The organism is Streptomyces goshikiensis (genome assembly GCF_014650555.1).
GTDB classification, from domain to species: domain Bacteria; phylum Actinomycetota; class Actinomycetes; order Streptomycetales; family Streptomycetaceae; genus Streptomyces; species Streptomyces goshikiensis.
Genome location: NZ_BMVE01000003.1, coordinates 219,361 through 242,219, shown reverse-complemented (window position 1 = coordinate 242,219; position 22,859 = coordinate 219,361). Strand labels below are relative to the sequence as shown.

Here is a 22,859-nt window from a genome sequence, read left to right as displayed (position 1 = left end):
GCCCACCGCCCGCCGGCGACCGCACGGTCCGGGCGGCCCCGCCGGACGGCGTACCGCGGGTGCGGTATTCCGGGTCGGTGGTGTACGCCCTGAGGAGGTCGGGGACTTCCGCCTGGGGACGCTCGGGAGGGGCGGGCCCTGCGACTAGGGTTTCCACATGAAGCTCCGACTTCCCCGGCGCCGCCGCGGCCGCCTGCTGGCCGGCGCGGCCGCCCTCGCCGTCGTCGCGGGGGCCGGCACGCTGACGGCCACCGCCGCGGCCGGCGACGCCCCGGCCGTGCACCGCCAGGACCGCGTGCTCGACATGCCCGGCGCCGCGATCGACACCTCCTACTTCACCGCCTCCGGCAACGGCGTCGCCGACGGGGCGAAACGTCCCGCCGTCCTCCTCGGGCACGGCTTCGGCGGCAGCAAGGAGGACACCCGCGCGCAGGCCGAGCAACTGGCCCGGGACGGGTACGCCGTCCTGACCTGGTCCGCCCGCGGCTTCGGCCGCTCCGGCGGCCGGATCGGGCTGAACGATCCCGAGCGGGAGGTCAAGGACGTCTCCCGGCTCATCGACTGGCTCGCCCGGCAGCCCGAGGTGCGGCTCGACGCGGACGGCGATCCGCGCGTCGGCGTCTCCGGCGCCTCCTACGGCGGCGCGGTGTCGCTGCTCGCCGCCGGCTACGACCGGCGGGTGGACGCGATCGCCCCGCAGATCTCGTACTGGAACCTCGCCGACTCGCTCTTCCCGGACGGCGTCTTCAAGAAGCTCTGGACCGGCATCTTCTTCACGACCGGCGCCGCGGAAGGCCTTCAGCCGTCCGCGCCCGCCCCCGAAACCCAAGACGGCCGGGACGCCCGCCCCGGTGCGCCCGCGGCCACCGGCTGCGGGCGCTTCGAGCCGGAGCTGTGCGCCATGTACGAGCGGGTCGCAGTGGCCGGGAAGCCCGACGCCGAAGCCCGCGAGCTGCTGGAGAAGCGCAGCCCGTCGGCGGTCGGCGACCGGATCAAGGTGCCCACCCTCATCGTGCAGGGCCAGGACGACTCCCTCTTCCCGCTCGGCCAGGCCGACGCGATGGCCCGGGCGATCGCGGCGAACGGCGCGCCCGTAGCCGTGGACTGGGCGGCTGGCGGACACGACGGCGGAATGCGTGAGTCCGGCCGGACCCAGGCCCGGGTGACGTCCTGGTTCGACCACTACCTCAAGGGCGACGAGAAGGCCGCCACCGGCCCGGCGTTCCGCGTCTCGCGCTCCGGGGGCATCGACTCCACCGACGGCGAGGTCCAGCTGCGCGGCGCTACGGGCGAGCGGTACCCGGGGCTCACCTCCGGCCCGCACCCGATCGCGCTGACCGGCCGGGAGCAGACCTTCGCCAACCCGGCAGGCGCCACCCCGCCCGCCCTGTCCGCGCTGCCCGGCATCGGCGGCCAGCTCGCCGCGTTCGGCGCGGGGCTCTCGCTGGACTTCCCGGGGCAGAACGCCCGGTTCGAGTCGGCGCCGCTGCCCGCCGGTCTGCGGATCACCGGGACGCCAACCGTCACCCTGAAGGTGAGGTCGACGGCCGCGGACGGATCGGCCGTCCTCTTCGGCAAGGTGTACGACGTCGGCCCCGACGGGCGGCAGCAGGTGCTGCCCAGTCAGCTGGTCGCCCCGGTGCGGGTGGAGAACGCCGGCAACGGCGCGACCGTCGCGCTGCGGCTCCCGGCGATCGACCACGCCGTCGAGGCCGGGCACCGGCTGCGCCTCGTCGTGGCCGCCACCGACCTCGGCTACGCCTCACCCGCCGCCCCGGCCACCTACACCGTCGCGGTGGAGGGCCCCCTCGCGGTGCCCGTCGCCGAGGACGTACGGACGGCGTCCGCCGGGCTGCCCGCCTGGACCTGGGGGCTGCCGCTGGGCGCGGCGGCGCTGGCCGCGGCCCTGCTGGGCATCCGGCGGCCCGGGCGGGGCCGCGCCGGGGCGCGGGCCCGCGTACCGGCGCCGGACCCGGCACGGGCCGGCGTACCGCTGGAGATCACCGGCCTGACGAAGAAGTACGCCAAGGCTCAGGACCGGTACGCGGTGCGGGACCTGTCGTTCCGGGTGGAGAAGGGGCAGGTACTGGGCCTGCTCGGGCCCAACGGCGCGGGCAAGACCACGACGCTGCGGATGCTGATGGGGCTGATCTCCCCGGACGCCGGGGAGATCCGGGTGTTCGGGCACGCGGTACGGGCCGGGGCGCCGGTGCTGTCGCGGGTCGGGGCGTTCGTGGAGGGCGCCGGATTCCTCCCGCACCTGACGGGCCGCGCCAACCTGGAGCTGTACTGGCGGGCCACCGGGCGTCCGGCCGAGGACGCGCACCTGGCGGAGGCCCTGGAGATCGCCGGGCTCGGCGACGCGCTGGAGCGCGCGGTGCGCACGTACTCGCAGGGCATGCGGCAGCGGCTCGCGATCGCGCAGGCCATGCTCGGGATGCCCGATCTGCTGATCCTCGACGAACCCACGAACGGTCTGGACCCGCCGCAGATCCGGGAGATGCGCGACGTGATGATCCGGTACGCGGCGGGCGGGCGGACGGTCATCGTCTCCAGTCACCTGCTGTCGGAGGTCGAGCAGTCCTGCACCCACCTCGTGGTCATGGACCGCGGCCGGCTGGTGCAGGCGGGCGCGGTCGCGGAGATCACGGGCGGCGGGGACACCCTGCTGGTGACGCTGGCCCGGCCGGTGGACGAAACGACCGCCGAGAAGGTGGCGGCGCTGGAGGGCGTGGGCTCCGTGGCGGCGGCCGATGACGGACTGCTGGTACGGCTGGAGGGCGCGACGGCCGAGAGCCTGATCGCCGAACTCGTACGGCTGGAGGTCCCGGTGTCCGCGGTGGGGCCGCACCGCCGGCTGGAGGACGCGTTCCTCACCCTGATCGGAGGTTCGGCATGAGTGCCGTGACGGAGGTGGCCCCCGGCTACCGGGCGAGCCGCACCCTGCCGCTGCGCGTGGAGGCGCTGCGCCAGTGGCGACGGCGGCGGACGCTGGTGATGGGCGGGGTGCTGGCCGCGCTCCCGTTCGTCCTGATGACCGCGTTCGCGGTGGGCGGCGGGCCCGGCGGCGGCCCGAACGGCGGGAACGGCCGGATCACCCTCATCGACACGGCGACGGCCTCGGGCGCGAACTTCGCGGCGACGTGCCTGTTCGTGTCGGCCGGGTTCCTGCTGGTGGTGCCGGTGGCGCTGTTCTGCGGGGACACGGTGGCGTCGGAGGCGAGCTGGTCCTCGCTGCGCTACCTGCTGGCCTCGCCGGTCCCGCGGGCCCGGCTGCTGTGGAGCAAGCTGGTGGTGGCGCTCGGCTTCAGCCTGGCGGCGATGGTGCTGCTGCCGGCGGTGGCGCTGGCGGCGGGCACCGCCGCGTACGGGTGGGGTCCGCTGAAGCTGCCGGCCGGGGGTTCGCTCGCGGCCGCGGACACCGTGCCGCGCCTCGCGCTGGTCGTCGCGTTCGTCTTCGTGTCCCAGCTGGTCACGGCCGGGCTGGCGTTCTGGCTGTCGACCCGTACGGACGCGCCGCTCGGCGCGGTGGGCGGGGCGGTCGGGCTGACGATCGTCGGGAACGTACTGGACGCGGTGACCGCGCTGGGGTCGTGGCGGGAGTTCCTGCCCGCGCACTGGCAGTTCGCGTGGGCCGACGCGCTCCAGCCCCACCTGGAGTGGGGCGGGATGGTCAAGGGCGCGGCGGTCTCGGTGTCGTACGCACTGGTCCTGTTCGCCCTCGCCTTCCGCGGCTTCGCCCGCAAGGACATCGTGTCCTGACCGGGAGCCCTGAGGCCCTCAGAGCCCTGACGGCCCTGAGGGCCGTCAGGGCAGGACGCGTACCGGTTCGCCGTCGAGGAAGGCCTTGATGTCCTCGACGGCCTGGCCGTAGTACGTGGCGTAGTTGTCCCGTGTCACGTACCCCAGGTGCGGGGTGGCGAGGAGCCTCGGCGCGCTGCGCATCGGGTGATCGGCGGGCAGCGGCTCGCTGTCGAACACGTCGACGCCCGCGCCGGCGATGCGCCCCTCGCGCAGCGCCCCGAGCAGGGCCTCCTGGTCGACGATCGCCGCGCGCGAGGTGTTGACGAGGTACGCGCCCGGGCGCATCAGGTCCAGTTCCGCGGCCCCGATCAGCCCCCGGGTGCGCTCCCCCAGGGCGAGGTGCACGGAGACGAAGTCGCTGCCGGCGAGGAGTTCCTCCTTGGACGCGGCGCGGGTGACGCCCACCTCCGCGCACCGCTCGTCGGTCAGGTTCTGGCTCCAGGCGACCACGTCCATGCCGAACGCGAGGCCGATCCGGGCCACCCGGCCGCCGATCTTGCCGAGGCCGAGGAGCCCGAGGCGGCTGCCGTGCAGGTCGGTGCCGACGGTGCTCTGCCAGGGGCCCCGCTCCCGCAGCGCGGTGTTCTCCTCGACGATGCCCCGGGCGAGGCCCAGCAGCAGCGCCCAGGTGAGCTCGACGGGCGGGGTCGAGGAGCTGCCGGTGCCGCAGACGGTCACCCCGGCCCGCGCGGCGGCGGCGTAGTCGATGACCGAGTTCCGCATGCCGCTGGCGACGAGCAGCCGCAGGCGGGGCAGCCGGTCGAGGAGGCCGGCCGGGAACGGCACGCGTTCGCGCAGGGTGACGACGATGTCGAAGGCGGCGAGCCGGGCGGCCAGCTCGTCCTCCCCGGTGAGGTGGTCGGGGAAGGTCACCACCTCCACCCGGTCCGCGACCGGCGCCCAGTCCGCGAGGGTGGTGGCCGCCTGCTGGAAGTCGTCCAGGACGGCGCAGCGCAGCCGGTCCGTCACGCGGGCCTCGCGATCGCCGGGACGGCCTCGATCTCGGCGAGCAGCTCGGGCTCCAGCGGCCGGTCGGCGACGGCCGCGTTGGCGCGCACCTGCTCGGCGGAGGTGGCGCCCGCGATGACGGAGGCGCAGCCGGGCTGGGCGCTGAGCCAGCCGATGGCCAGCTCCAGCAGGCTGCGGCCGTACTTGTCGGCGAGCGCGGCCAGCGCCTCGACGCCGTCCAGGCGCTGCTCGGTCAGGTACGCGTCGCGCCCTTCGAGCCGGGACCCGGCCGGTACGGGGGCGCCCCGGCGGATCTTGCCGGTGAGCAGCCCGTTGGCCAGCGGGAAGTACGGGAGCACGCCGACGCCGTAGTGCTCGGCGGCCGGGACCAGGTCGCGCTCGGCGGAACGCTGGAGCAGCGACCACTCGTTCTGCGCCGAGACGAAGGGCGTGGCGCCGGTTTCGCGGGCGACGTGGGCGGCTTCGGCGAGCTGCCAGCCGCTGAGGTTGGAGTGGCCGATGTAGCGGATCTTGCCCTCGGCGACGAGTTCGTTGAGCGCGGCCAGGGTCTCGGCGATGGGGACGGTGGGGTCGGGGCTGTGCAGCTGGTAGAGGTCGATGTGGTCGGTCACCAGGCGGCGCAGCGACTCCTCGACGGCGCGCCGGATGTAGGCGCGGCCGCCCCGGGCGCCGGCGGCGGGTCCGTAGCCCATGTCGACGCCGTCGTAGCCGAACTTGGTGGCGAGGACGACCTGTTCGCGGCGGCCCTTGAGGGCCTGGCCGAGGTGGCTCTCGGAGCCGCCCCGGTCGCCGTAGATGTCGGCGGTGTCGAGGAGGGTGATGCCGGCGTCGAGAGCGGCGTCCACGACGGAGCGGGTGGCCTGGGCGTCGAGACGGCCGCCGAAGTTGTTGCATCCGAGGCCGACGGCGGAGACCTGGAGGCCAGAGCTGCCCAGGGGGAGATAGCGCATGTGTTTTCTTTCCTCCGCGTTCATCGGTGTCGGCCGGCGGACGGCCGGCCAAGTGATCGGCAGCTCCTGCCCGCTCACCCTACGTCCATGAACGTCTTTGGTGGTGGCAGGGCGGTGTTCGTGGCCGAAGGAGCCCCGGCCCTTCACCCCGGCCGTGCCTTCCGCACGGCCGGGGCATGACGGGTATGACTCAACTCGGCTGGTAGTCGTACTTCATGCCGATGCCCAGCGTGCTCTGGTGCGGGAGGAGACCGGCGGCGACGATGTCGAGCACCGGCGCGAGGAGCAGTTCGGTGAGCCGGGTGACCTCCTGAGGGCTCAGCGCGGACCAGGGGGCGGCGGCGAGTTCGTCGGTGAGCTTCTCGGCGGAGGTGCGCAGGGCCACTCCCGCCGCCGTGGCGGCGCCGTCCTCGGTGAGCAGCCCTCGGGAGGCCAGCCGTTCGCGGCCGGCGCTCCACTGTCCCGGGGACCACTGGCGGCTCTCGAAGACCTCGGCGGGGGCGGCTCCGGCGGCGGAGTGCAGGACGAGGGACTCGACCGGACCCAGGCGGTGGGCCTGGAGGGCGGCGAGGTGGCCGTCGCCGCGGTGTTCGCGCAGGATCGTGGCGGCCTGCCAGAGCACGGCGTGCGGGGTCTCTGGCCACGGCTGGGCGGAGTTGGCGGCGGCCAGCGGGCGCCCGGCGGTCGCCGCGGCCTCGGCGGCGCGGCGGGCCAGGGCCGCCGCCTCGGCCAGGTCGGGCGAGTCGACGCGCTCGCCGAGCAGGGCGCGCAGGGCCCGGTCGGTGGCTGCCGCCCGGGCCGCGAGCACCGCGGCCGGCGGGGCCGTCTCCCAGAGCGGGGAGACGTACCGCTCCACCATGGACGGGCTGAAGCTGTAGAAGAGGGCAGTGACCAGCTCCGGTCCGGCGGCGCCGAGCGGGGCGGCGCGGAAGGCGAAGTACAGCGGCCAGCGGTCGTCGGTGGCGTACCCGAGGGCGGCGGCTTCCTCGTAGGACTCGGGGGCGAAGTAGACGACGGCGTGGACGGGTTCGAGGAGCTGCCACAGCTGGCGGACGGCGCCCGGCCCCGGGACGCCGTCGTGGACGCTGCTGTTCGGTGTCATCTTGCGTTCCCCCAGGGCTTGTTGAAGGTGCTCCCGCGTGCGGCCAGCCTAGGTGACCGGCTGCCGTGACGTGCGGGGGGAACCCAGTGGCGGAACCCGGCCGGAGGGGGGAGCGAACGGTGACATAACGTGCCCCCATGGATCAGGAGCACATACCCGGGGACCCCGAAGGCGCGGCCGAAGGCGCGGGCAGACGGCGGTTCCTCGCCCTCGCGACGGGGGCGGCCACGGTGGCCGGACTCGGGGCGGTGGGCGGCTGCGGGACCGGGGACGCGGACGGGCCGGACGGCGGCGGGGCGAAGGCGGGCAAAGGCAACGCGCCGAGCGGCAAGGCGGGGCCCCAGGGTTTCGACGTCAAGGCAGAGAACGCCCGGCCCGGGAACGCCGACTGGACCGTGACCAAGTCCGGCCCGGCCCGCGCCGTCGAGGGGTTCGCCGACAAGGTGAGCGTCCTGCCCGGCGAGTCGTTCGGGCTGCACGTGTCCACCACCGCGCCGCGCTTCACCGTGTCCGCCTACCGGATGGGCTGGTACGCGGGCGCCCGCGCCCGGCTGGTGTGGCGCTCCGAGGCGCTGCCCGGGGCCCGGCAGCCGGAACACACCGTGGACCCGGGGACGCGGATGGTGCGCACCCGGTGGGCCCGTACCACCACGGTCGAGACGAAGGACTGGCCGGAGGGCAGCTATCTGCTGCGGCTCGACGCGCAGGGCGGCGAGGGCCAGCGGTTCGTGACGCTCACCGTGCGCTCGGCGACGACGGCCGGCCGTACGGTCGTGGTCAACGCGGTGGCGACCTGGCAGGCGTACAACCGGTGGGGCGGCTACGGCAGTTACGACGGCCCCAGTGGCGGCTACGCCTCGCGCTCCCTCGCGGTGAGCTTCGACCGGCCGTACGAGTACGACGACGGCGCGGGCCTCTTCCTCACGTACGAGGCGCCGCTGATCGCGCTCGCGGAGCGGCTCGGCATCCCCCTCGCTTACGCGACGACCACCGATGTGGCCCGGGAGAAGCGGCTGTTGGAGGGCGCGGCGGCGGTCCTCTCGCTCGGCCACGACGAGTACTGGTCCCCGGAGCAGCGGGCGCACATCACGGCGGCCCGCGACGCCGGCACCAACCTGGCGGTCCTGGGGGCGAACTGCTGCTTCCGCCGGATCCGGCTGGAGCCCTCCGACCTCGGCCCGGACCGGACGCTGGTCTGCTACAAGTCCTCCTACGAGCAGGACCCGGGCTTCAAACGCGGCCAGCCGGCGACGGTCGACTTCCGTTCGGCGCCCGGGGCCGACCCGGAGAGCTCGCTGCTCGGCGTGATCTACGACGGCTACCCGGTGGACGCCCCGTACGTGGTGACCAACCCGGGGCACTGGCTGTTCGAGGGTGCGGGAGTGAGCGAGGGCGACCGGTTCGCGCACCTGGTGGGCGTGGAGTACGACAAGGTCAACACCGGCTTCCCCACGCCCCGGCCGATCGAGATCCTGGCCCACTCCCCGGTGGTCTGCGAGGGCCGCCCGAGCCATCAGGACACGGCGTACTACACGACGGAGAGCGGGGCGGGCGTCTTCGCGACCGGGACGATGCGGTGGGTGGAGGCCCTGGACGCGAAGGGCGACGGCAAGAGCGGGCGCAACCACGGCCTGGACGCCCGGTCGGGTGCGCTGACCACCCGGGTGACGGAGAACCTGCTGCGCGTGTTCGCGGCGGGTCCGGCGGGCCGCACGCACCCGGCGCGGGACAACGTCAAGGCGGTCTACGGGGGCACGGCACCCGGGCGTTGACCCGTCAGCCCGTCAGCCCTGCGGGACGTAGACGATGTTCGGCGCGCCCGTGTCGGGATGGACCCCGACGCGGGTGCGCACCCCGTAGACCTCGGCCAGCAGTTCCTCGGTGAGCACCCGCTCGGGCGGCCCGGAGGCCGCCACCCGCCCGGCGGACAGGACGTACAGCCGGTCGCAGAAGGAGGCGGCGAGGTTGAGGTCGTGCAGGACGAGCAGACCAGTGACGGGCAGGGCGCGGACCAGGCCGAGGATCTCCAGCTGGTAGCGGATGTCCAGGTGGTTGGTCGGCTCGTCGAGGGCGAGCAGGCCGGGGGCCTGGACGAGGGCGCGGGCGACCAGGGCGCGCTGGCGCTCGCCGCCGGAGAGCTCCTCGAAGCGGCGGTCGGCGAAGGCCGCCGCGCCGACCGTCTCCAGGGCCTCGGCGACGCGCCGCGCGTCCTGGGGGCCGTCCTGCTCCCAGAACCGCTTGTGCGGGCTGCGGCCCATGGCGACGACCTCGCCGACGGTCAGCCCGAAGGTGCCCGCCGCGTCCTGCGGGACGACCGCCACCCGCCGCGCCCGGTCCTTGACCCCGAGCGCGGCGGCGTCCGCCCCGTCGAGCAGCACCCGACCGCCCGTGGGGCGCAGGGCGCCGTAGACGCAGCGCAGCAGGGTGGTCTTCCCGCTGCCGTTGGGGCCGACGACGCCGACCGTCTCGCCGGGGCGGGCGGTGAGGTCGATCCCGTGGAGCAGCGTGTGCCCGTCCACCTCGTAACGCACCGCTTCGACGGCGAGTTCCACCGGGTCCGCCGTCATCCGGCCACTCCTTCGGTACGGGTGGACCGGCGCAGCATCCACAGGAAGAACGGCCCGCCGACGAGCGCCGTGACCACGCCGACGGGTATCTCCTCGGGGGCGGCGGCGGTACGGGCGAGCAGGTCGGCCAGGCTCAGGAAGACGGCTCCGCCCAGCGCGGCCACCGGCAGCAGCGCCCGGTGTCCGGCGCCGACGACCATGCGGGCGGCGTGCGGAACCATCAGCCCGACGAAACCGATCGCCCCGCTGTAGGCGACGAGCACCCCGATGACGAGGGAGGTGAGGACGAAGACGGCGGCCCGGAACCGTCCGGTGTCCAAGCCGAGCGTCCGCGCGCCCTCCTCCCCGGCGAGCAGCAGGTCCAGGGGCCGGGCCAGCGCGATGAGCAGCCCGGTGCCGAGGAGCAGCGCGACGGCGGGCAGGGCCAGTTCGTCCCAGCGGGCCCCGCCCAGGCCCCCGAGGGTCCAGAACAGGACGCTCCGCATCTGGTCGGGGTGCGCGGCCAGCACCAGCACCAGGCTGGTGAGCGCGGACAGGACGTACTGGACGGCGACCCCGGCGAGGATCAGCCGGCCGGTGGTCATGGTGCCCCCGCGCCGGGCCAGGGCGTAGACGGCGACGAGCGCGCCCATCGACCCGGCGAACGCCGCCAGCGGTACGCCGATCCCGCCGAGCACGCCCGCCCCGGCGCCGAGGACGATGACGGCGACGGCGCCCGCCGAGGCTCCGGAGGAGGCGCCGAGCAGGAACGGATCGGCGAGCTGGTTGCGCACGAGGGCCTGGAGCACGGTGCCCGCGACCGCGAGGCCTGCGCCGACGACCGCGCCGAGCAGGACGCGCGGCATCCGTACGTCCCAGACGATGGAGGCGAAGGCGCCGGGCCGGCCGGGCCCGTCGAGTACGGTGTCGAGCACCTGGGCGGGGGGTATGCGTACGGGCCCCAGCGCCAGGCCCGCGACGGCGCAGGCCGCGAGGGCGGCGGCGAGCAGCAGGACCACGGCCGGGGCGCGGCGACGGCTCACGCGGCGTCGGGGTGCAGCTGGCGGCCCAGGGACTCGACGGCGTCGGCGACGCGCACGCCGAGGACGGCCGAGGACAGCGGGAGCACCACGAACCGGCGGTTCTTGACGGCGGGAACCTCCGCGAGGGCGGGGTCGTTCACCAGGCGCTGCTTCTTGGCTTCGACGGTGGTGCCGCCGTAGTCGTAGATGAGGACGACCTCGGGCTTGCGCTCGATGACCTTCTCCCACGACACGTCACCGAAGGTGTCCTTGAGGTCGGCGAACACGTTCGTCCCGCCGGCCAGCGAGACGATCTCGTTGCCGATGCCGTTGCCTCCCGAGGTGAAGGCGGAGGCCTCGCCCGAGTCGTAGACGAAGACGGCGGGCTTGGCCTTGTCCTTCACCCGCGCGGTGACGGCGTCGATCCGGCGCTGTTCGGTCCCGATGAGGGCGGCGCCGCGCTCGGGCACGCCGAAGGTCCGCGCCACCTCGGTGATCTCGGTCTGGAGCTGGTCGAGCCCCACCGGCCCCTGGGTGCAGTACTCGACGCTGAGCCGGGAGTTGATGCCGGCCTTGGCGAGCCCCTCCCGGTCCCGGCCCTGTGCCTTGTCGAAGGCGCTGGAGTAACCGCCGTACACGAAGTCGGGGTTGGCTCCGAGGAGGACCTCCTTGGAGGGGTACTCCTTGGCCAGCACCTTGACCTTGTCGTAGGCGGGCCGGTAGGCGGGCAGCACGGCGTCGTCCAGGTAGGCGGTGCCGACCAGCTTCTCCTCCAGCCCGAGGGCGAGCATGATCTCGGTGGCGTGCTGGTTCATGGTGACCGCCCGCCGCGGCGGGGCCTGGTAGGTGCTGCTCACACCGCAGTTGGTGACGGTGTACGGGAATCCGGGCGCGGCATCCGCCCCGGCGGCCGCGTCCGCGGAGCCGGGGGAACCCCCGCATCCGGCCAGCGGTATCAGCAGGGCGGCGGGGGCGAGCGAGCGCAGAACGGCGCGGGAACGCGACATGGCGAGGCCTCTCCGGGGGATCCGCGTCCCCGGTCGACGTGAAGAGGCGGCGCGTCAGTGTCTGACTCCCGGCCCCGCGAGGGGCCGGTCACAGTGGCGGGACCGCACCGGAATCGCACCGGTTTCCTGTCCTGCACCGCCCGGGTGAACGCGCTCAGTCTGCCATGCCGATGTGTTCGATCCATTTCGACCCTGATGACTCCGGTCTGAGGTATTCGGCACAACTGTCAGGTATCGGCGGGCGTGTACCTGGGGATCCTCATCGGTACGGGCCCTCCACGGGCCCCGTACGGGCCCTTTCGGCCGCACACCCCGCCCGGACCGCCACCCCCGCCAAGCACCCCAGCCGCCGAGCGCTGCCGAGCGCGCCGCCCCGCCGGCGCCCGGCCCCCGCGCCGCGGCCCGTTTTTCCTCCACCCCCGCCGCGCGGGCGGGGGAATCCCCCACGCCCTGGAGACGTCATGCCCGAACTCTGGCTGCCCGGCGCCACGCGCCTGGACATCGGAGACCACGCGCCCACCGACGGCGGCCCCGCGAAGGCCATCGCCCACATCACCTGGGACGACAACGGCACGGCCGCGAATCCCCTCCCGCTCGCCCCCTACGAGGACCTGGTCGGCTACTTCGGCCGCAACCCCGACGGCAGGAAGGTCGCCCCGCACATCCTGTGGGACCCCTTCGTCGGCCGCTTCACCCAGTTCGTGCCCGCCGACAGCCGCTCCAAGTCACTGGCCGACGCGGCGGGCGGCACCCGCACCAACCGCGCGGGAAGCGTCGTCATCCAGGTGGAGACCCTGTTCTTCCCGTACTGCCGCTGGAACGGCACGACCTACGCCCGGCTCGTCGACACCCCGTGCGAGGGATGGGGCGCGCTCAACGCCTGGATACGCGCCTGGGGCGTCCCGGACACCTGGCCCATGGGCCGCCCGACCTCCTTCACCTCCAACCGCAGCGAGTCCGTATGGCGCTCGCGCGCGGGCTGGTATGCCCACGCCCACGTTCCGGAGAACGACCACACCGACCCCGGATCCTGGCCCGCCTTCGCCGACGCCCCCTACGAGCCCTTCCCGGGGGCCGCGTTCTTCACCACCGGCCGCCGCTCGCCGATCATCGCCGCCATGCACCAACGCCTCGTCGCCGTCGGCTGCGACCGCTACCGCACGCACACCGACCTGGACGTATGGGGCTCCGGCGACGTGGCCTCCTACCGGGCCTGGCAGCAGAAACTCGGCTACACCGGCGCCGACGCCGACGGCCACCCCGGCCCCACGTCCTGGACCAGGCTCCAGGTCCCCCACACATAACCCCCAGCCCCGGCCGCACCAGCGGCCGGGCCCATTCACGAAACCTCGGCGCGAACCCCCTTGCCGATGAGCCCGTCGGTGTAGGTCACGGTCTTGGGGCTGAACCCGCCCTTGCCGGTGACGGTTCCGGTGATGTTCTCGCCGGGAGCGAGCTCGACCGTCGCGATCTGATTCTCATCGGCGGCGAGTTCGGCCATGTGCTTGGTCCCCGAGGTGTCGGTGATCGTGAAGTACAGCGGGTTCACATTGATCGGCTTCGACGAGTTGTTCGTGATGGTGACCGCAACGCTGGTGTAGGCGGAGTCATCGGCGATGACGCTCTTCTTGAACTCCGTCCTCTTCGCGACGACGGACACGGCGGCCTTCTTTTCCGGAGCGGCCGAAGTCGGCTTCGTCTCGCCGCCCTTCGCCGCATCCGATGACGCGACAGCGGCCGGCTTGGCGGCTCCCGTCGCCGAGTCACCGCCCTCGCCGCCGACCACTGCCGCGACGACGCCGAGGAGCACCACCACGCCGACGACACCGAGACAGGAGAACCCGACGATCTTCCCCGCGCTGCTCTTCTTCGGCGGCGGCGGGGGCGGGTAGCCGTATCCGGGCTGAGGCTGGCCAGGCGGCTGGAACTGCTGTGACATGAGGAACCCCCACAGGAGCGGATCTGGATTCCGGTCACCGTATGGGCACGAGCGGAATCAGGGGCGACTATGCCCGAACCGTGACATTCGAACATTTAACCGACCTGGCGGGGCGTTCCCCTCCGGCCTGGAGGCCGGCCCCGTACGCCAGCCCCCCCCGGGCGCGGCCGGGCTGGCGGGGGTGTGGGGGGTGGAGGATCGTGGGGGGCGTGACCCTTCGGCAGAAGGTGGTTTCGGCATGCGCGCTACGCTCGCCGCCCTCGTCCTCCTCGGGCCGGCCCTGCTCGGTGCGGCGCACGACGGCTCCGGTGAGACCGTCCCGCTCTCGGGCGGTCTGCCGGGCGAGCGCCTCGACGTCACGCTGGTGCAGGTGGTCGACCCCGCGAGTCCCGCGCCCGACGACGCCGGCCGGCTGGTCGCCGTACAACTGCGCCTGGAGAACACCGGGTCGACCGTGTACAAGGACTCGCCCGCGTCGTGCGCGCACCTGCTGGACACCGCGGGGCGGCGGTTCGACGGCCTGAACGCCTCGATACCGGCCGGGCCGGCCTTCCCCGAGACCGTCACCCTCGACCCCGGCGGCGCGACGGCCGGTTTCGTCACCTTCCGGCTCCCGAAGGACGCCGGGCTCGCCGCGGTGCAGTTCGCGCTGAACGGCGGTCTCGCCGAGGACGTCGGCCAGTGGAGCCTTTCCGGGGCTTGACCCCGGGCTCCGATCCGTCTCCGGCCCAACTCCCCCCGCACCAGAGCGTGTAGAGACCAACGACACGCCGTCGGCACACGCCGTGACCTGGTGCGTCTGTTGTGTAATCTGCCGGAAGTTACCAAGTCGTAGCTAGTGACTTCACATGCATGCCGCAGTAGAACTCGTTCTCATTCCACCCCACAGTAAGGAATGTCGCATGAGTGATCCTTTCATGCCCGACAAGGGCTCCAAGGGCTTCTCCCGACGAGGGTTCATCGCTAGAACAAGTTCCATACTCGGGGCGGTGGCCGTCGCCGGCGGCGCCGCCGCCACGACCGCCCGCGCCGCCGTCGCCACGAGCGCCACCGCCGCCCCGATCGACAGCGGGGCGCACGTCCCGGTCCTGATCATCGGCACCGGTTACGGGGGCTCCGTCGCCGCCCTCCGCCTCGCCCAGGCCGGCGTCGACGTGCACATGATCGAGATGGGCATGGCCTGGGACACCCCGGGCTCGGACGGCAAGATCTTCGCCAACACCACCAGGCCGGACTACCGTTCCTTCTGGCTCCGCACCAGGACCAAGGCCCCCATCAGCAACTTCCTCGGATTCCCGATCGACAAGGACGTCCCCCGCTACACGGGCATCCTGGACGCCGAGGAATTCAACGGCATCACGGTCTACCAGGGCCGCGGCGTGGGCGGCGGTTCGCTGGTCAACGGCGGCATGGCGGTCACCCCGAAGCGCGAGCGGTTCGGCGCCGTACTCCCCTCCGTCGACGCCAACGAGATGTACGACGTCTACTACCCGCGCGCCAACGCCGGGCTCGGAGTCACCAACGTCGACCAGGCCTGGTGGGAGACGGCGCCCTGCTACCAGTACGCCCGGGTCGGCCGCAAGCACGCCCAGCGCTCCGGCTTCCCGTTCGTCTTCGTACCCAACGTGTACGACTGGGAGTACATGAAGCAGGAGGAGGCCGGCACCGTGCCCCGGTCCTCGCTCGACGGCGAGGTCCTCTACGGAAACAACTACGGCAAGAAGTCGGTCCAGAAGACCTACATCGCCCAGGCCAAGGCCACCGGCCGGGTCTCCATCTCCCCGCAGCACAAGGTGACTTCGGTCGCCCCGGCGACCGGCGGCGGCTACACCGTCTCCATCGACCAGATCAACACCACCGGCGACACCACGGCCACCAAGACCGTCACCGCCGACCGGGTGTTCTTCGCGGCGGGCAGCGTCGGCACCAGCAAGCTGCTGGTCAGGCTGAAGGCCACCGGCCGGCTCCCCCTCCTCAACGACGAGGTCGGCAAGGGCTGGGGCGACAACGGCAACGTCATGTGCGGCCGCGCCAACCACATCTGGGACGCGACGGGGAAGCTCCAGGCCTCCATGCCGACCGCCGGCATCGACAACTGGGACGCGGGCGGCGCGTTCGCCGAGGTGGCACCGCTGCCCACCGGCATCGAGACGTACGCCTCGCTGTACCTGTCGATCACCAAGAACCCCCACCGCGCCGAGTTCTCCTGGAACGCCGCGACGGGCAACGTGGACCTGAACTGGCAGCGGGCGTGGAAGCAGCCCGCCATCGACATGGCCAAGTCCATCTTCGACAAGATCAACTCGAAGGAGGGGACGATCTACCGGAGCGACCTCTTCGGCGGCAACAAGGTCTGGGGCGACCACCTCACCTACCACCCGCTCGGCGGAGCGGTCCTGGACAAGGCGACCGACAACTACGGCCGCCTGCACGGCTACAGCGGCCTGTACGTGATCGACGGATCCCTGATCCCCGGCAACACCAGCGTGAACCCGTTCGTCACGATCACCGCGCTCGCCGAGCGCAACATCGAGAAGATCATCGCCACCGACCTGTAGCGGAGCGGACCGGCCGATGCCGGGGCCGGCCGCGCTCATCGAGCCGGGCGGCCCCGGACCGCGTCAGTGCCCGGGCAGTGCGCACACGCTGTCGAGGCCCAGCACGTGGTTGAGGCGGCCGAACGCCAGCCAGGAGCCGATGCTCATCGTCAGCTCCACGATCTCCAGCTGGCTGTAGGACGCGGTCATCCGGTCCCAGAACTCCTCGTCGAGACCGTGGTGGTCGAGGGTGTACCGCTCGGCGTACTCGGCGGCGAGCCGCGTGCGCGCGTCGAAGGCGTCGGTGGTGCGCCACTCGGCCACCGCGTCGGCGAACTCCTCCTCGACCTTCTGCCCGTCGCGTTCGGTGCGCCAGTCGAGGCAGAAGACGCACCCGTTGATCTGCGCGACCCGCAGCCGGGCGGCCTCGAACTCGCGCAGGCCCAGGGTGGTGTGGGCGTAGACGGACAGCGAGAAGTTCGCCGCGGCCATCCCGATGCCCGGGACCATGTCCCCCCACACGTACTCGATCGGGTGCTGGCCCTCGGGAACGTCGATCCTCATGACTGCTTCCTTCCGAGTTTGCCGACCGCGGGACGCAGCGGGACGTCGAGCGCGTCGTAGATTCCGGGTTCCGCTTCCATCAGCCAGTCGATGGCCCCCACCAGACGGCCGACCGCCGTGGCGTTCCCGCCCGCGGAGCGGTTCTCACCCTCGTCGGTGGCCTCGACCGTGACCTCGATCCGGGGGCGCCCCTCGATGATCACGCGGTGCGCCCCGGCCCCGTCGGGCGGCGCGGGCCAGTCCGGGGCGCAGGACGGGTGGATCCGGGTGACGTGCTCGATGACGATGCGGGGTTCGCCCCCGACGACGCCCTGCACCTCGAAGCGGATGGCGCCCTGGGTGCCCGCCTCGAAGGCTCCCATGGTCCGCGTGGTCACCGTCGCGTCGAGCGCGCGGCGTTCGGACGTCTCACGGATCTCGTCGAGTTCGACGCCGAGGGCCCGGGCCATCAGCCGGATCTGGCCGCCCCACACCATCGTGGGGACCGAGGGCATCAGCATCATCGGCTCGAAGTCCATCGGCTGGCCCATGCCGACCAGCAGACGGACCGAGTCGGGCTGGTCGTAGGTGGAGTAGTCGAAGATCTCCTGGCAGCGGATCGCGTCGACGGTCGTGCCGAGTCCGCTGATCAGCAGCGGCAGTACGTCGTTGCCCCAGCCGGGGTCGACTCCGGAGGCGAACAGCGAGCCGCCGCCCGCCTCGACGGCGGCGAGCACCGGGTCCCGGAACTCCGGCGGGGCGTTGCGCTGGTCGTAGAGCGGGTACAGGGCGGGGCTGACGACGACGGCGCCGGCCCGGATCGCCCGGGTGATGTCGGCGAGGGCGTCGTCGGGGCGGATGTCGCCGGAGGCCGCGTAGACCACGGCGTCGGGGCGGGCGGCGAGGACGGCCTCGATGCCGTCGGTCGCGGTGACGCCCAAGGGGCGCTCCAGACCGGCGAGTTCACCCGCGTCGCGGCCGGTCTTGTCGGGGTTGTGGACGAGTACTGCCGTGAGTGTGAGTGCCGGATGGGCCTCGACGGCACGGATCGCCGCACGGCCGACGTTCCCGGTACCCCAGACCACCGTGGAAATCATGCGCGGAGGGTAGCGACCGGACCCAGAGGTGCCCAGTGCCGTGACGGAGGAATTTCGGACGGCCGGGTTCCCGCCCCGCACGCGGGCATGACCACCCTCTTGACCCAGATGGTCCAGACCAATAGTTTCCGAGGTGCACGCCCCGCACACGCAGAGCACGCACAGCACCGGCACGGCTCAGGAGCACCACTCCCCCGCATCCGCAAAGGAAGCCCATGCGCCGCAGCACGCTCGGCAGGCTGGCCGTCGCCGCCTGTTCCCTCTCCCTGCTGACCGCCTTCGTGCCCGCCGCCACCGCGGGGCACGGCGACGCCAGCCACGACCGCTCGTACAGGAAGGTCGGCTACTTCACCCAGTGGGGCGTCTACGGGCGGGACTTCCAGGTCCAGGACCTCGAAGCGAACGGCTCCGCCGGGAAGCTCACCCACCTCAACTACGCCTTCGGCAACATCAGCGCGGACGGCAAGTGCTTCACGGGCAACGTGCCGGGCAAGGCCGACGCGTGGGCCGACTACGTGCGCCCGCTGGACGCGGCGAACTCGGTCGACGGGGTCGCCGACGACGGGGAGCAGGCCCTCGCCGGCAACTTCAACCAGCTGCGCGAGCTCAAGGCCAGGCACCCGGACCTCAAGGTGCTGATCTCGCTCGGCGGCTGGAGCTGGTCCACGCACTTCTCGGACGCCGCCCTCACCCCCGCCTCCCGCAAGGCACTGGTGGCGTCCTGCATCGACCTCTACATCAAGGGGAACCTGCCGGCGGACGGTGTCCGCGGCGGCGCCGGCGCGGCGGCGGGCGTCTTCGACGGCATCGACCTCGACTGGGAGTGGCCCGGCTCGGCCGGCGACACGGACACGAGGTTCCGGCCGGAGGACAAGCGCAACTTCGCCGAACTGGTACGGGAGTTCCGCACGCAGCTCGACGCGTACGGTCGCGACCAGAGGCGCCGGACGGCGTACGAGCTGACGGCCTTCGTGCCGACCGCCCCCGCCAGGATCGACGCGGGCTTCGACGTCCGCCGGATCATGCGCGACCTGGACTTCGTCAACCTCCAGGGCTACGACTTCCACGTCTCCGGCGAGCGGCGGACGGCCCAGCAGTCGGCGCTGTACGCGCGGGACGACTTCAGCGTCGACGGCACCGTGGAGGCCTGGGAACGGCGGGGCGCGCCGGCGCGCAAGCTGGTGGTGGGCATGCCGTTCTACGGGCAGGGCTGGACCGGGGTCAGCGGCGGCGGGAACGGCATGGGCCGGCCCGCGACCGGCCCGGCCCCGGCCACCTGGGCGGCGGGCTACGAGGACTACAAGGCGCTGAAGACCCTGGCCGGTTCGGGTACGTACAAGGTCTACCGCGACCGGCGCGGCGGCCACGCCTGGCTGTTCGACGGCAGCACGCTGTGGACGTACGACGACCCGCAGGTGCTGCGCGCCAAGTCCCGCTACGTACGGGACCACGGGCTCGGGGGCGCCATGTTCTGGTCGCTGGACGCGGACACGGCGGACGGCGAGCTGATGACGGCCGTGGACCAGGGCCTGCGCGGCGGCCGCTGATCCCCATCGACCGGCGCCGCCGGGCCGCGGAAATGCGCACCGGCCCGGCGGCGCCCACCACGTACGCTCCCGCCATGGACGGTGCGGTGGTACGGGCGGTGGGCCGGCTCACCACGCGCTGGGCGGCCCGGGCGGTGACGGACGAGCGCGGCACGGTGCTGACGGCGGCGGGGGTCTGGCCGCTGCTGGCCCTCCTCGCGGACGGCGCCGGCGGCCCGGCGCGGGCGGAACTGGCCGAAGCCCTGGGCATACCCGCCGGCTCGGCGGCGCGGGCCGCGCGGGACCTGCTGGGCGCGCTGGCCGGCGTACGGGGCCTGGAGGCCGCGACGGGGCTGTGGACCAGGGCCGGTCTCCCGCTGGAGGAGCCCTGGCGGGCGCGGCTCCCGGAGGGCGCGCGGGGCGTGCTGTCGGGCGACGCGGAGACCGATGCCGGGACGCTCGACGCGTGGGCGTCGGAGCGGACGGGCGGGCTGATCGAGAGGATGCCGGTCGCGGTCCGGCGGGACACCCTGCTGGTCCTGGCGTCGGCGCTGGCGCTGCGGTTGAAGTGGATCCGGCCGTTCTCGCCGTGGTGCCCGGAGCTGACCGAGGGCCCGTGGGCCGGGCGCGAGGTGAGCGGGCTGTACCGCGAGACGGCCCTGCTGGACCGGGTGCGCGTCGCCCGGACGCCGGCGGGGCCCGTCACGCTCCTGGAGGTGGTCGGGGACACCGGGGTGGACGTGCACCTGGTGCTCGGCGAGCCGGGCGCGGCGCCGGGCGAGGTGCTCGCCGGCGGGATCGCCGCCGCGACCCGGACGATCCCGGCGACCGGTGCGAGCCTGCTCCCCGAGGGGGAGCCGGGGCCCGGCCTCTCGATCGGCACCGTCGCGTCGAGCTCGCGGCAACCCCGGCTGAGCGTGGAGACGGTGGCCTTCTCCGTGGACGCGGATCACGATCTGCTCCGCCAGGCCGCGCTGTTCGGTCTGCGCAGCGCCGCGGACGTCCGTACCGGCCATTTCCCCGGCATCAGCGGCACGCCCTTGGCGGTCGGGAGCGCGCGCCAGGTGGCCGTGGCCCGCTTCGACGCCGAGGGGTTCGAGGCCGCGGCCGTCACCGCGGGCGGTCTGGGCGCGGGCTGCGCCGAGCCGCGGCTCGCCTACCGCGTCCGGCACGCCGAGGTCCGCTTCCACCGGCCGTTCGGCTTCGTGGCGGTGCACCGGACCTCCCGGCTGGTCCTCGCCGCCGGCTGGGTCAACGACCCGGATATCGTCTCCGGATGACCTTGAACCCCATCACCGCGAGCGCCGCCGGCACTTGGCAGCTCGGCGACCTCACCGTCAACCGGACGGGCTTCGGCGCGATGCGCCTCACCCACCTCGCGGACGGCTCCCCCAGCGACCGCGACCGCGTCACCGGCGTGCTGCGCAAGGCCGTTGAGCTGGGGGTCAACCACATCGACACGGCCGCCTTCTATTTCTCCCCGCTGCGCTCCGCCAACGAGCTGATCAACAGCGCCCTCGCCCCGTACGCCGACGAGCTCGTCATCACCACGAAGGTCGGGCCGGCCCGCGCTCCCGGCGGCGACTGGTGGTGGGCCACGCCCGAGCAGCTGCGCGGACAGGTCGAGGAGAACCTGCGCCAGCTGGGCCGCGACCACCTGGACGTGGTCAACCTCCGTATCCCGCGCAGCCAGGCGGACGCCTCGATCGCCGAGCACTTCGGGGCGCTCGCCGAGCTGCGCGCCGCCGGACTCATCCGGCACCTGGGCATCTCCAACGTCAGCCCCGGCCAGTTCGCGCAGGCGCTGACGATCGCGCCCGTGGTGTGCGTGCAGAACGCGTACGGGATCGGCTCCCCGGCCCAGGACCACGCCTTCCTGGACGCGTGCGGGGAGCGGGGCGTGGCCTTCGTGCCGTTCTTCGCCGTCGCGGGCTCCGGCAGGGAGGCGGGGGTGGTCTCGCAGGACGGCGAGGCGGTGCGCGCGCTCGCCGCGGCGCACGGGGTGTCGGCCGCGCAGCTGCGCATCGCCTGGACCCTGAACCGGGGTCCGCACGTGCTGGCCATACCGGGCACCGGGAACCCGGACCACCTGGTCGAGAACATCGCCGCGGGCGCGCTGCGGCTGTCAGCCGAGGAGATCGCCCTGCTGGAGGCGGTCTAGTCAGCGGCCGCCGCGGTGGGCGGCCGCCAGGGCCGCCGTCTCGGTGAAGGCGGGGATCCGGCCGGTGCCGCCGCGCCCGGACACGGAGAGCGAGGCGGCGGCCGTCCCGTAGGCCACGGCGTCGGCGAGCGGGTCACCGAGGGCGATCCGGGCGGTGGCGGTGCCGGTGAAGCAGTCCCCGGCGCCGGTCGCGTCGAGGGGGTGGGGGTTGGGCGGTACGGGCAGGTACGTCGCCTCCCCCGCGCCCTCGTCGAGCAGCAGCCGGCCGGCGCCCGCGGTGACGGCGACCGCGCGGGCGCCGAGTGCGCGGTAGCGGGCGGCGGCCTCGCGCGGGTCGCCGGTGTCGACCAGGGCCTGTGCGTCGGCCGGGCAGGAGCTCTTCAGGAGCCCGGTCAACGGGGCGATGCGGGCCAGCAGTTCGCGGGCCTCGGCCCGGCCGGTGAGCCGGGGGCGGAAGTTGGGGTCGTACGAGAGGTGTCCGCCGGCCTCGTGCACGATGCGGGCGGCGGCGAGCACCGCGTCCCGGCTGCCGGGTGCCAGGGCGCCGGTGATCCCGCTGGTGACGAGGGCCTTGCAGCCGGTCAGCAACGCGCGCCAGGACGCGATGTGCCGGGTCGAGAGGGTGGAGCCGGCGCTGTGGGTGCGCCAGTAGACGAAGTCCCGGCCGCCCTCGGTGTCGGAGCCGAGCAGGTAGGCGCCGTTGGGGCGCGGGGCGCGGCGTACGTGGGAGACGTCGATGCCGAGTTCGGTGGCCCGGCGCAGCAGCGGGGCGCTCAGTTCGTCGTCGCCGACGACGGCGAGGAGCGCGGTCCGGGCCCCGGCGGCAGCGGCGGCGGCCGCCGCGTTGAGGGCGTCGCCCGAATAGGAGAGGCGCACCCGGGTTCCGTCCACGGCGTGCCGCAGCGGCGCGTCGGCGTGGATCTCTACGAGCACCTCGCCGAGGACGAGGACGTCGTACCCGGCGGGGGCGGCGGGCGGGGTCACCGTCAGGCCCCCGCGGTCGCGGGGTCGCAGCGGCGGGGCAGGGCCAGTTCCGCGAATACGGCGGCCAGCTCGGCGGGGTCGGCCGGCAGCCCGGCGCCGATTCCGACGGCGGTCGCGCCGGCGGCCAGCCAGCGGGGGACCTCGGCGGGGGTGATGCCGCCGGTCGGGATGAGCAGGGCCGCGGGCAGGACGGCCTTGAGGGAGCGGATGAAGGCCGGGCCGCCGACGTGGGCGGGGAACACCTTGGCGGCGCCCGACTGCCGCGCGGCGGCGGCGATCTCGCCGGGGGTGAACCCGCCTTCGACGAAGACGGCCCCGCGTTCGGCGGCGTACGCCCGGACCTCGGGCGCCGGGTAGGGGGAGATCAGGAACGCCGCGCCGGCGTCCAGCGCGGTCCGCGCCTGCGCGGCGGTGGTCACCGTACCGACGCCGATCAGGGCCGGCCGGCCGGTGGCGTCCGAGAGCGGGGCGGTGCGGGCGACGGCCCCGGCCCAGCCGGGGACGGTGGTGGTGAGCTCGACCGCGCGGCAGCCGGCGGCGAGCAGGGCGGTGGTCCGGCGCACGGCCTCGTCCGCGTGGGCCTCGCGCAGCACCGGCAGCAGCCGCTGGGCGGCCAGCACCTCGTAGGGATGACAGGACAACGCGACCAACCCCTCCCGGTGTTCCACTTAG

General features: G+C 73.7%; 20 protein-coding genes and 1 riboswitch. Of the genes, 9 read left to right on the top strand and 11 right to left on the bottom strand.

Annotated elements, in window-relative coordinates; genetic code table 11:
- Positions 1 to 157 precede the first annotated feature (157 nt).
- Complete coding sequence (locus tag IE248_RS11190) at positions 158 to 2,899, top strand: CocE/NonD family hydrolase (protein WP_190030628.1); 2,742 nt, start codon at positions 158 to 160, stop codon at positions 2,897 to 2,899.
- On the top strand, positions 2,896 to 3,762 hold the full coding sequence (locus IE248_RS11185) for an ABC transporter permease (RefSeq protein WP_008743548.1): 867 nt from the start codon (positions 2,896 to 2,898) through the stop codon (positions 3,760 to 3,762). Before IE248_RS11190 ends, IE248_RS11185 begins: the two co-directional genes overlap by 4 nt.
- A gap of 45 nt (positions 3,763 to 3,807) precedes the next feature.
- Here the strand turns inward: IE248_RS11185 and IE248_RS11180 are convergent, their stop codons facing one another.
- The 3 genes from IE248_RS11180 to IE248_RS11170 form a co-directional block, all read right to left on the bottom strand.
- Positions 3,808 to 4,773, bottom strand: a complete 966-nt coding sequence (locus IE248_RS11180) for a D-2-hydroxyacid dehydrogenase family protein (RefSeq protein ID WP_190030627.1) — start codon at positions 4,771 to 4,773, stop codon at positions 3,808 to 3,810.
- Positions 4,770 to 5,723, bottom strand: a complete 954-nt coding sequence (locus IE248_RS11175) for an aldo/keto reductase (RefSeq protein ID WP_073798580.1) — start codon at positions 5,721 to 5,723, stop codon at positions 4,770 to 4,772. The genes IE248_RS11180 and IE248_RS11175 overlap by 4 nt, the downstream gene beginning before the upstream one ends.
- 190 nt (positions 5,724 to 5,913) lie before the next feature.
- Positions 5,914 to 6,825 carry an SCO6745 family protein gene (locus tag IE248_RS11170; protein ID WP_100580920.1) on the bottom strand — a complete coding sequence of 304 codons (912 nt, stop codon included), beginning with the start codon at positions 6,823 to 6,825 and terminating at the stop codon, positions 5,914 to 5,916.
- 137 nt (positions 6,826 to 6,962) lie between these two features.
- Here IE248_RS11170 and IE248_RS11165 point away from each other — a divergent pair, with 137 nt between their 5' ends.
- On the top strand, positions 6,963 to 8,597 hold the full coding sequence (locus IE248_RS11165) for a N,N-dimethylformamidase beta subunit family domain-containing protein (RefSeq protein WP_229895251.1): 1,635 nt from the start codon (positions 6,963 to 6,965) through the stop codon (positions 8,595 to 8,597).
- A 12-nt stretch (positions 8,598 to 8,609) separates the two neighbouring features.
- Here IE248_RS11165 and IE248_RS11160 read toward each other — a convergent pair whose 3' ends face one another.
- The 3 genes from IE248_RS11160 to IE248_RS11150 are packed head-to-tail and all read right to left on the bottom strand — an operon-like array spanning position 8,610 to position 11,400.
- Positions 8,610 to 9,392, bottom strand: a complete 783-nt coding sequence (locus IE248_RS11160; protein WP_190030626.1) for an ABC transporter ATP-binding protein — start codon at positions 9,390 to 9,392, stop codon at positions 8,610 to 8,612.
- On the bottom strand, positions 9,389 to 10,414 hold the full coding sequence (locus tag IE248_RS11155; RefSeq protein WP_100580922.1) for a FecCD family ABC transporter permease: 1,026 nt from the start codon (positions 10,412 to 10,414) through the stop codon (positions 9,389 to 9,391). The genes IE248_RS11160 and IE248_RS11155 overlap by 4 nt, the downstream gene beginning before the upstream one ends.
- Complete coding sequence (locus tag IE248_RS11150) at positions 10,411 to 11,400, bottom strand: ABC transporter substrate-binding protein (RefSeq protein ID WP_008743554.1); 990 nt, start codon at positions 11,398 to 11,400, stop codon at positions 10,411 to 10,413. Before IE248_RS11150 ends, IE248_RS11155 begins: the two co-directional genes overlap by 4 nt.
- Positions 11,401 to 11,435: 35 nt before the next feature.
- Positions 11,436 to 11,569, bottom strand: a riboswitch (cobalamin riboswitch).
- A 292-nt stretch (positions 11,570 to 11,861) separates the two neighbouring features.
- Here IE248_RS11150 and IE248_RS11145 point away from each other — a divergent pair.
- On the top strand, positions 11,862 to 12,704 hold the full coding sequence (locus tag IE248_RS11145; protein WP_047960804.1) for a peptidoglycan-binding protein: 843 nt from the start codon (positions 11,862 to 11,864) through the stop codon (positions 12,702 to 12,704).
- Positions 12,705 to 12,739: 35 nt separating this feature from the next.
- Here the strand turns inward: IE248_RS11145 and IE248_RS11140 are convergent, their stop codons facing one another.
- Positions 12,740 to 13,339 carry a DUF4352 domain-containing protein gene (locus IE248_RS11140; protein WP_073798576.1) on the bottom strand — a complete coding sequence of 200 codons (600 nt, stop codon included), beginning with the start codon at positions 13,337 to 13,339 and terminating at the stop codon, positions 12,740 to 12,742.
- Between the two features lie 238 nt (positions 13,340 to 13,577).
- Between IE248_RS11140 and IE248_RS11135 the strand changes: the two genes are divergently transcribed.
- Together IE248_RS11135 and IE248_RS11130 are read left to right on the top strand one after the other, a co-directional pair.
- Positions 13,578 to 14,042: a DUF4352 domain-containing protein gene (locus IE248_RS11135; protein WP_190030624.1), complete on the top strand. Its 465-nt coding sequence runs from the start codon at positions 13,578 to 13,580 to the stop codon at positions 14,040 to 14,042.
- A gap of 214 nt (positions 14,043 to 14,256) precedes the next feature.
- The gene (locus tag IE248_RS11130; RefSeq protein WP_373301511.1) at positions 14,257 to 15,897 is read left to right on the top strand and encodes a GMC oxidoreductase; all 1,641 of its coding nucleotides are present in this window, start codon (positions 14,257 to 14,259) and stop codon (positions 15,895 to 15,897) included.
- Positions 15,898 to 15,960: 63 nt separating this feature from the next.
- Here the strand turns inward: IE248_RS11130 and IE248_RS11125 are convergent, their stop codons facing one another.
- Both IE248_RS11125 and IE248_RS11120 read right to left on the bottom strand, forming a co-directional pair.
- Entirely contained in the window at positions 15,961 to 16,440 is a 480-nt protein-coding gene (locus IE248_RS11125; protein ID WP_037795150.1) for a carboxymuconolactone decarboxylase family protein, read from the bottom strand.
- Positions 16,437 to 17,516: an NAD(P)H-dependent amine dehydrogenase family protein gene (locus tag IE248_RS11120; protein WP_008743559.1), complete on the bottom strand. Its 1,080-nt coding sequence runs from the start codon at positions 17,514 to 17,516 to the stop codon at positions 16,437 to 16,439. The genes IE248_RS11125 and IE248_RS11120 overlap by 4 nt, the downstream gene beginning before the upstream one ends.
- A gap of 215 nt (positions 17,517 to 17,731) precedes the next feature.
- Here IE248_RS11120 and IE248_RS11115 point away from each other — a divergent pair, with 215 nt between their 5' ends.
- The 3 genes from IE248_RS11115 to IE248_RS11105 all read left to right on the top strand — a co-directional run bounded on the left by IE248_RS11115 (position 17,732) and on the right by IE248_RS11105 (position 21,203).
- Positions 17,732 to 19,063, top strand: coding sequence for a glycoside hydrolase family 18 protein (locus tag IE248_RS11115; protein ID WP_190030622.1), 1,332 nt, complete (start codon positions 17,732 to 17,734; stop codon positions 19,061 to 19,063).
- 74 nt (positions 19,064 to 19,137) lie between these two features.
- The gene (locus IE248_RS11110; protein WP_190030621.1) at positions 19,138 to 20,322 is read left to right on the top strand and encodes a serpin family protein; all 1,185 of its coding nucleotides are present in this window, start codon (positions 19,138 to 19,140) and stop codon (positions 20,320 to 20,322) included.
- Complete coding sequence (locus IE248_RS11105; protein ID WP_190030620.1) at positions 20,319 to 21,203, top strand: aldo/keto reductase; 885 nt, start codon at positions 20,319 to 20,321, stop codon at positions 21,201 to 21,203. Before IE248_RS11110 ends, IE248_RS11105 begins: the two co-directional genes overlap by 4 nt.
- On the opposite strand, the gene IE248_RS11100 is transcribed toward IE248_RS11105, so the two are convergent.
- Both IE248_RS11100 and IE248_RS11095 read right to left on the bottom strand, forming a co-directional pair.
- Positions 21,204 to 22,187, bottom strand: coding sequence for a sugar kinase (locus IE248_RS11100; protein WP_100580926.1), 984 nt, complete (start codon positions 22,185 to 22,187; stop codon positions 21,204 to 21,206). It abuts the gene before it with no gap.
- A 2-nt stretch (positions 22,188 to 22,189) separates the two neighbouring features.
- Positions 22,190 to 22,828, bottom strand: a complete 639-nt coding sequence (locus IE248_RS11095) for a bifunctional 4-hydroxy-2-oxoglutarate aldolase/2-dehydro-3-deoxy-phosphogluconate aldolase (protein WP_229895250.1) — start codon at positions 22,826 to 22,828, stop codon at positions 22,190 to 22,192.
- Between the last annotated feature and the right edge of the window lie 31 nt (positions 22,829 to 22,859).

Excerpts from the sequence above, each read along its gene's own strand:
- IE248_RS11160 (WP_190030626.1), bottom strand. The coding sequence starts at position 9,392 with ATGACGGCGGACCCGGTGGAACTCGCCGTCGAAGCGGTGCGTTACGAG.
- IE248_RS11145 (WP_047960804.1), top strand. The coding sequence starts at position 11,862 with ATGCCCGAACTCTGGCTGCCCGGCGCCACGCGCCTGGACATCGGAGAC.
- IE248_RS11190 (WP_190030628.1), top strand. The coding sequence starts at position 158 with ATGAAGCTCCGACTTCCCCGGCGCCGCCGCGGCCGCCTGCTGGCCGGC.
- IE248_RS11135 (WP_190030624.1), top strand. The coding sequence starts at position 13,578 with ATGCGCGCTACGCTCGCCGCCCTCGTCCTCCTCGGGCCGGCCCTGCTC.
- IE248_RS11185 (WP_008743548.1), top strand. The coding sequence starts at position 2,896 with ATGAGTGCCGTGACGGAGGTGGCCCCCGGCTACCGGGCGAGCCGCACC.
- IE248_RS11175 (WP_073798580.1), bottom strand. The coding sequence starts at position 5,723 with ATGCGCTATCTCCCCCTGGGCAGCTCTGGCCTCCAGGTCTCCGCCGTC.
- IE248_RS11130 (WP_373301511.1), top strand. The coding sequence starts at position 14,257 with ATGCCCGACAAGGGCTCCAAGGGCTTCTCCCGACGAGGGTTCATCGCT.
- IE248_RS11120 (WP_008743559.1), bottom strand. The coding sequence starts at position 17,516 with ATGATTTCCACGGTGGTCTGGGGTACCGGGAACGTCGGCCGTGCGGCG.
- IE248_RS11110 (WP_190030621.1), top strand. The coding sequence starts at position 19,138 with ATGGACGGTGCGGTGGTACGGGCGGTGGGCCGGCTCACCACGCGCTGG.
- IE248_RS11125 (WP_037795150.1), bottom strand. The coding sequence starts at position 16,440 with ATGAGGATCGACGTTCCCGAGGGCCAGCACCCGATCGAGTACGTGTGG.
- IE248_RS11170 (WP_100580920.1), bottom strand. The coding sequence starts at position 6,825 with ATGACACCGAACAGCAGCGTCCACGACGGCGTCCCGGGGCCGGGCGCC.
- IE248_RS11150 (WP_008743554.1), bottom strand. The coding sequence starts at position 11,400 with ATGTCGCGTTCCCGCGCCGTTCTGCGCTCGCTCGCCCCCGCCGCCCTG.
- IE248_RS11105 (WP_190030620.1), top strand. The coding sequence starts at position 20,319 with ATGACCTTGAACCCCATCACCGCGAGCGCCGCCGGCACTTGGCAGCTC.
- IE248_RS11115 (WP_190030622.1), top strand. The coding sequence starts at position 17,732 with ATGCGCCGCAGCACGCTCGGCAGGCTGGCCGTCGCCGCCTGTTCCCTC.
- IE248_RS11140 (WP_073798576.1), bottom strand. The coding sequence starts at position 13,339 with ATGTCACAGCAGTTCCAGCCGCCTGGCCAGCCTCAGCCCGGATACGGC.
- IE248_RS11165 (WP_229895251.1), top strand. The coding sequence starts at position 6,963 with ATGGATCAGGAGCACATACCCGGGGACCCCGAAGGCGCGGCCGAAGGC.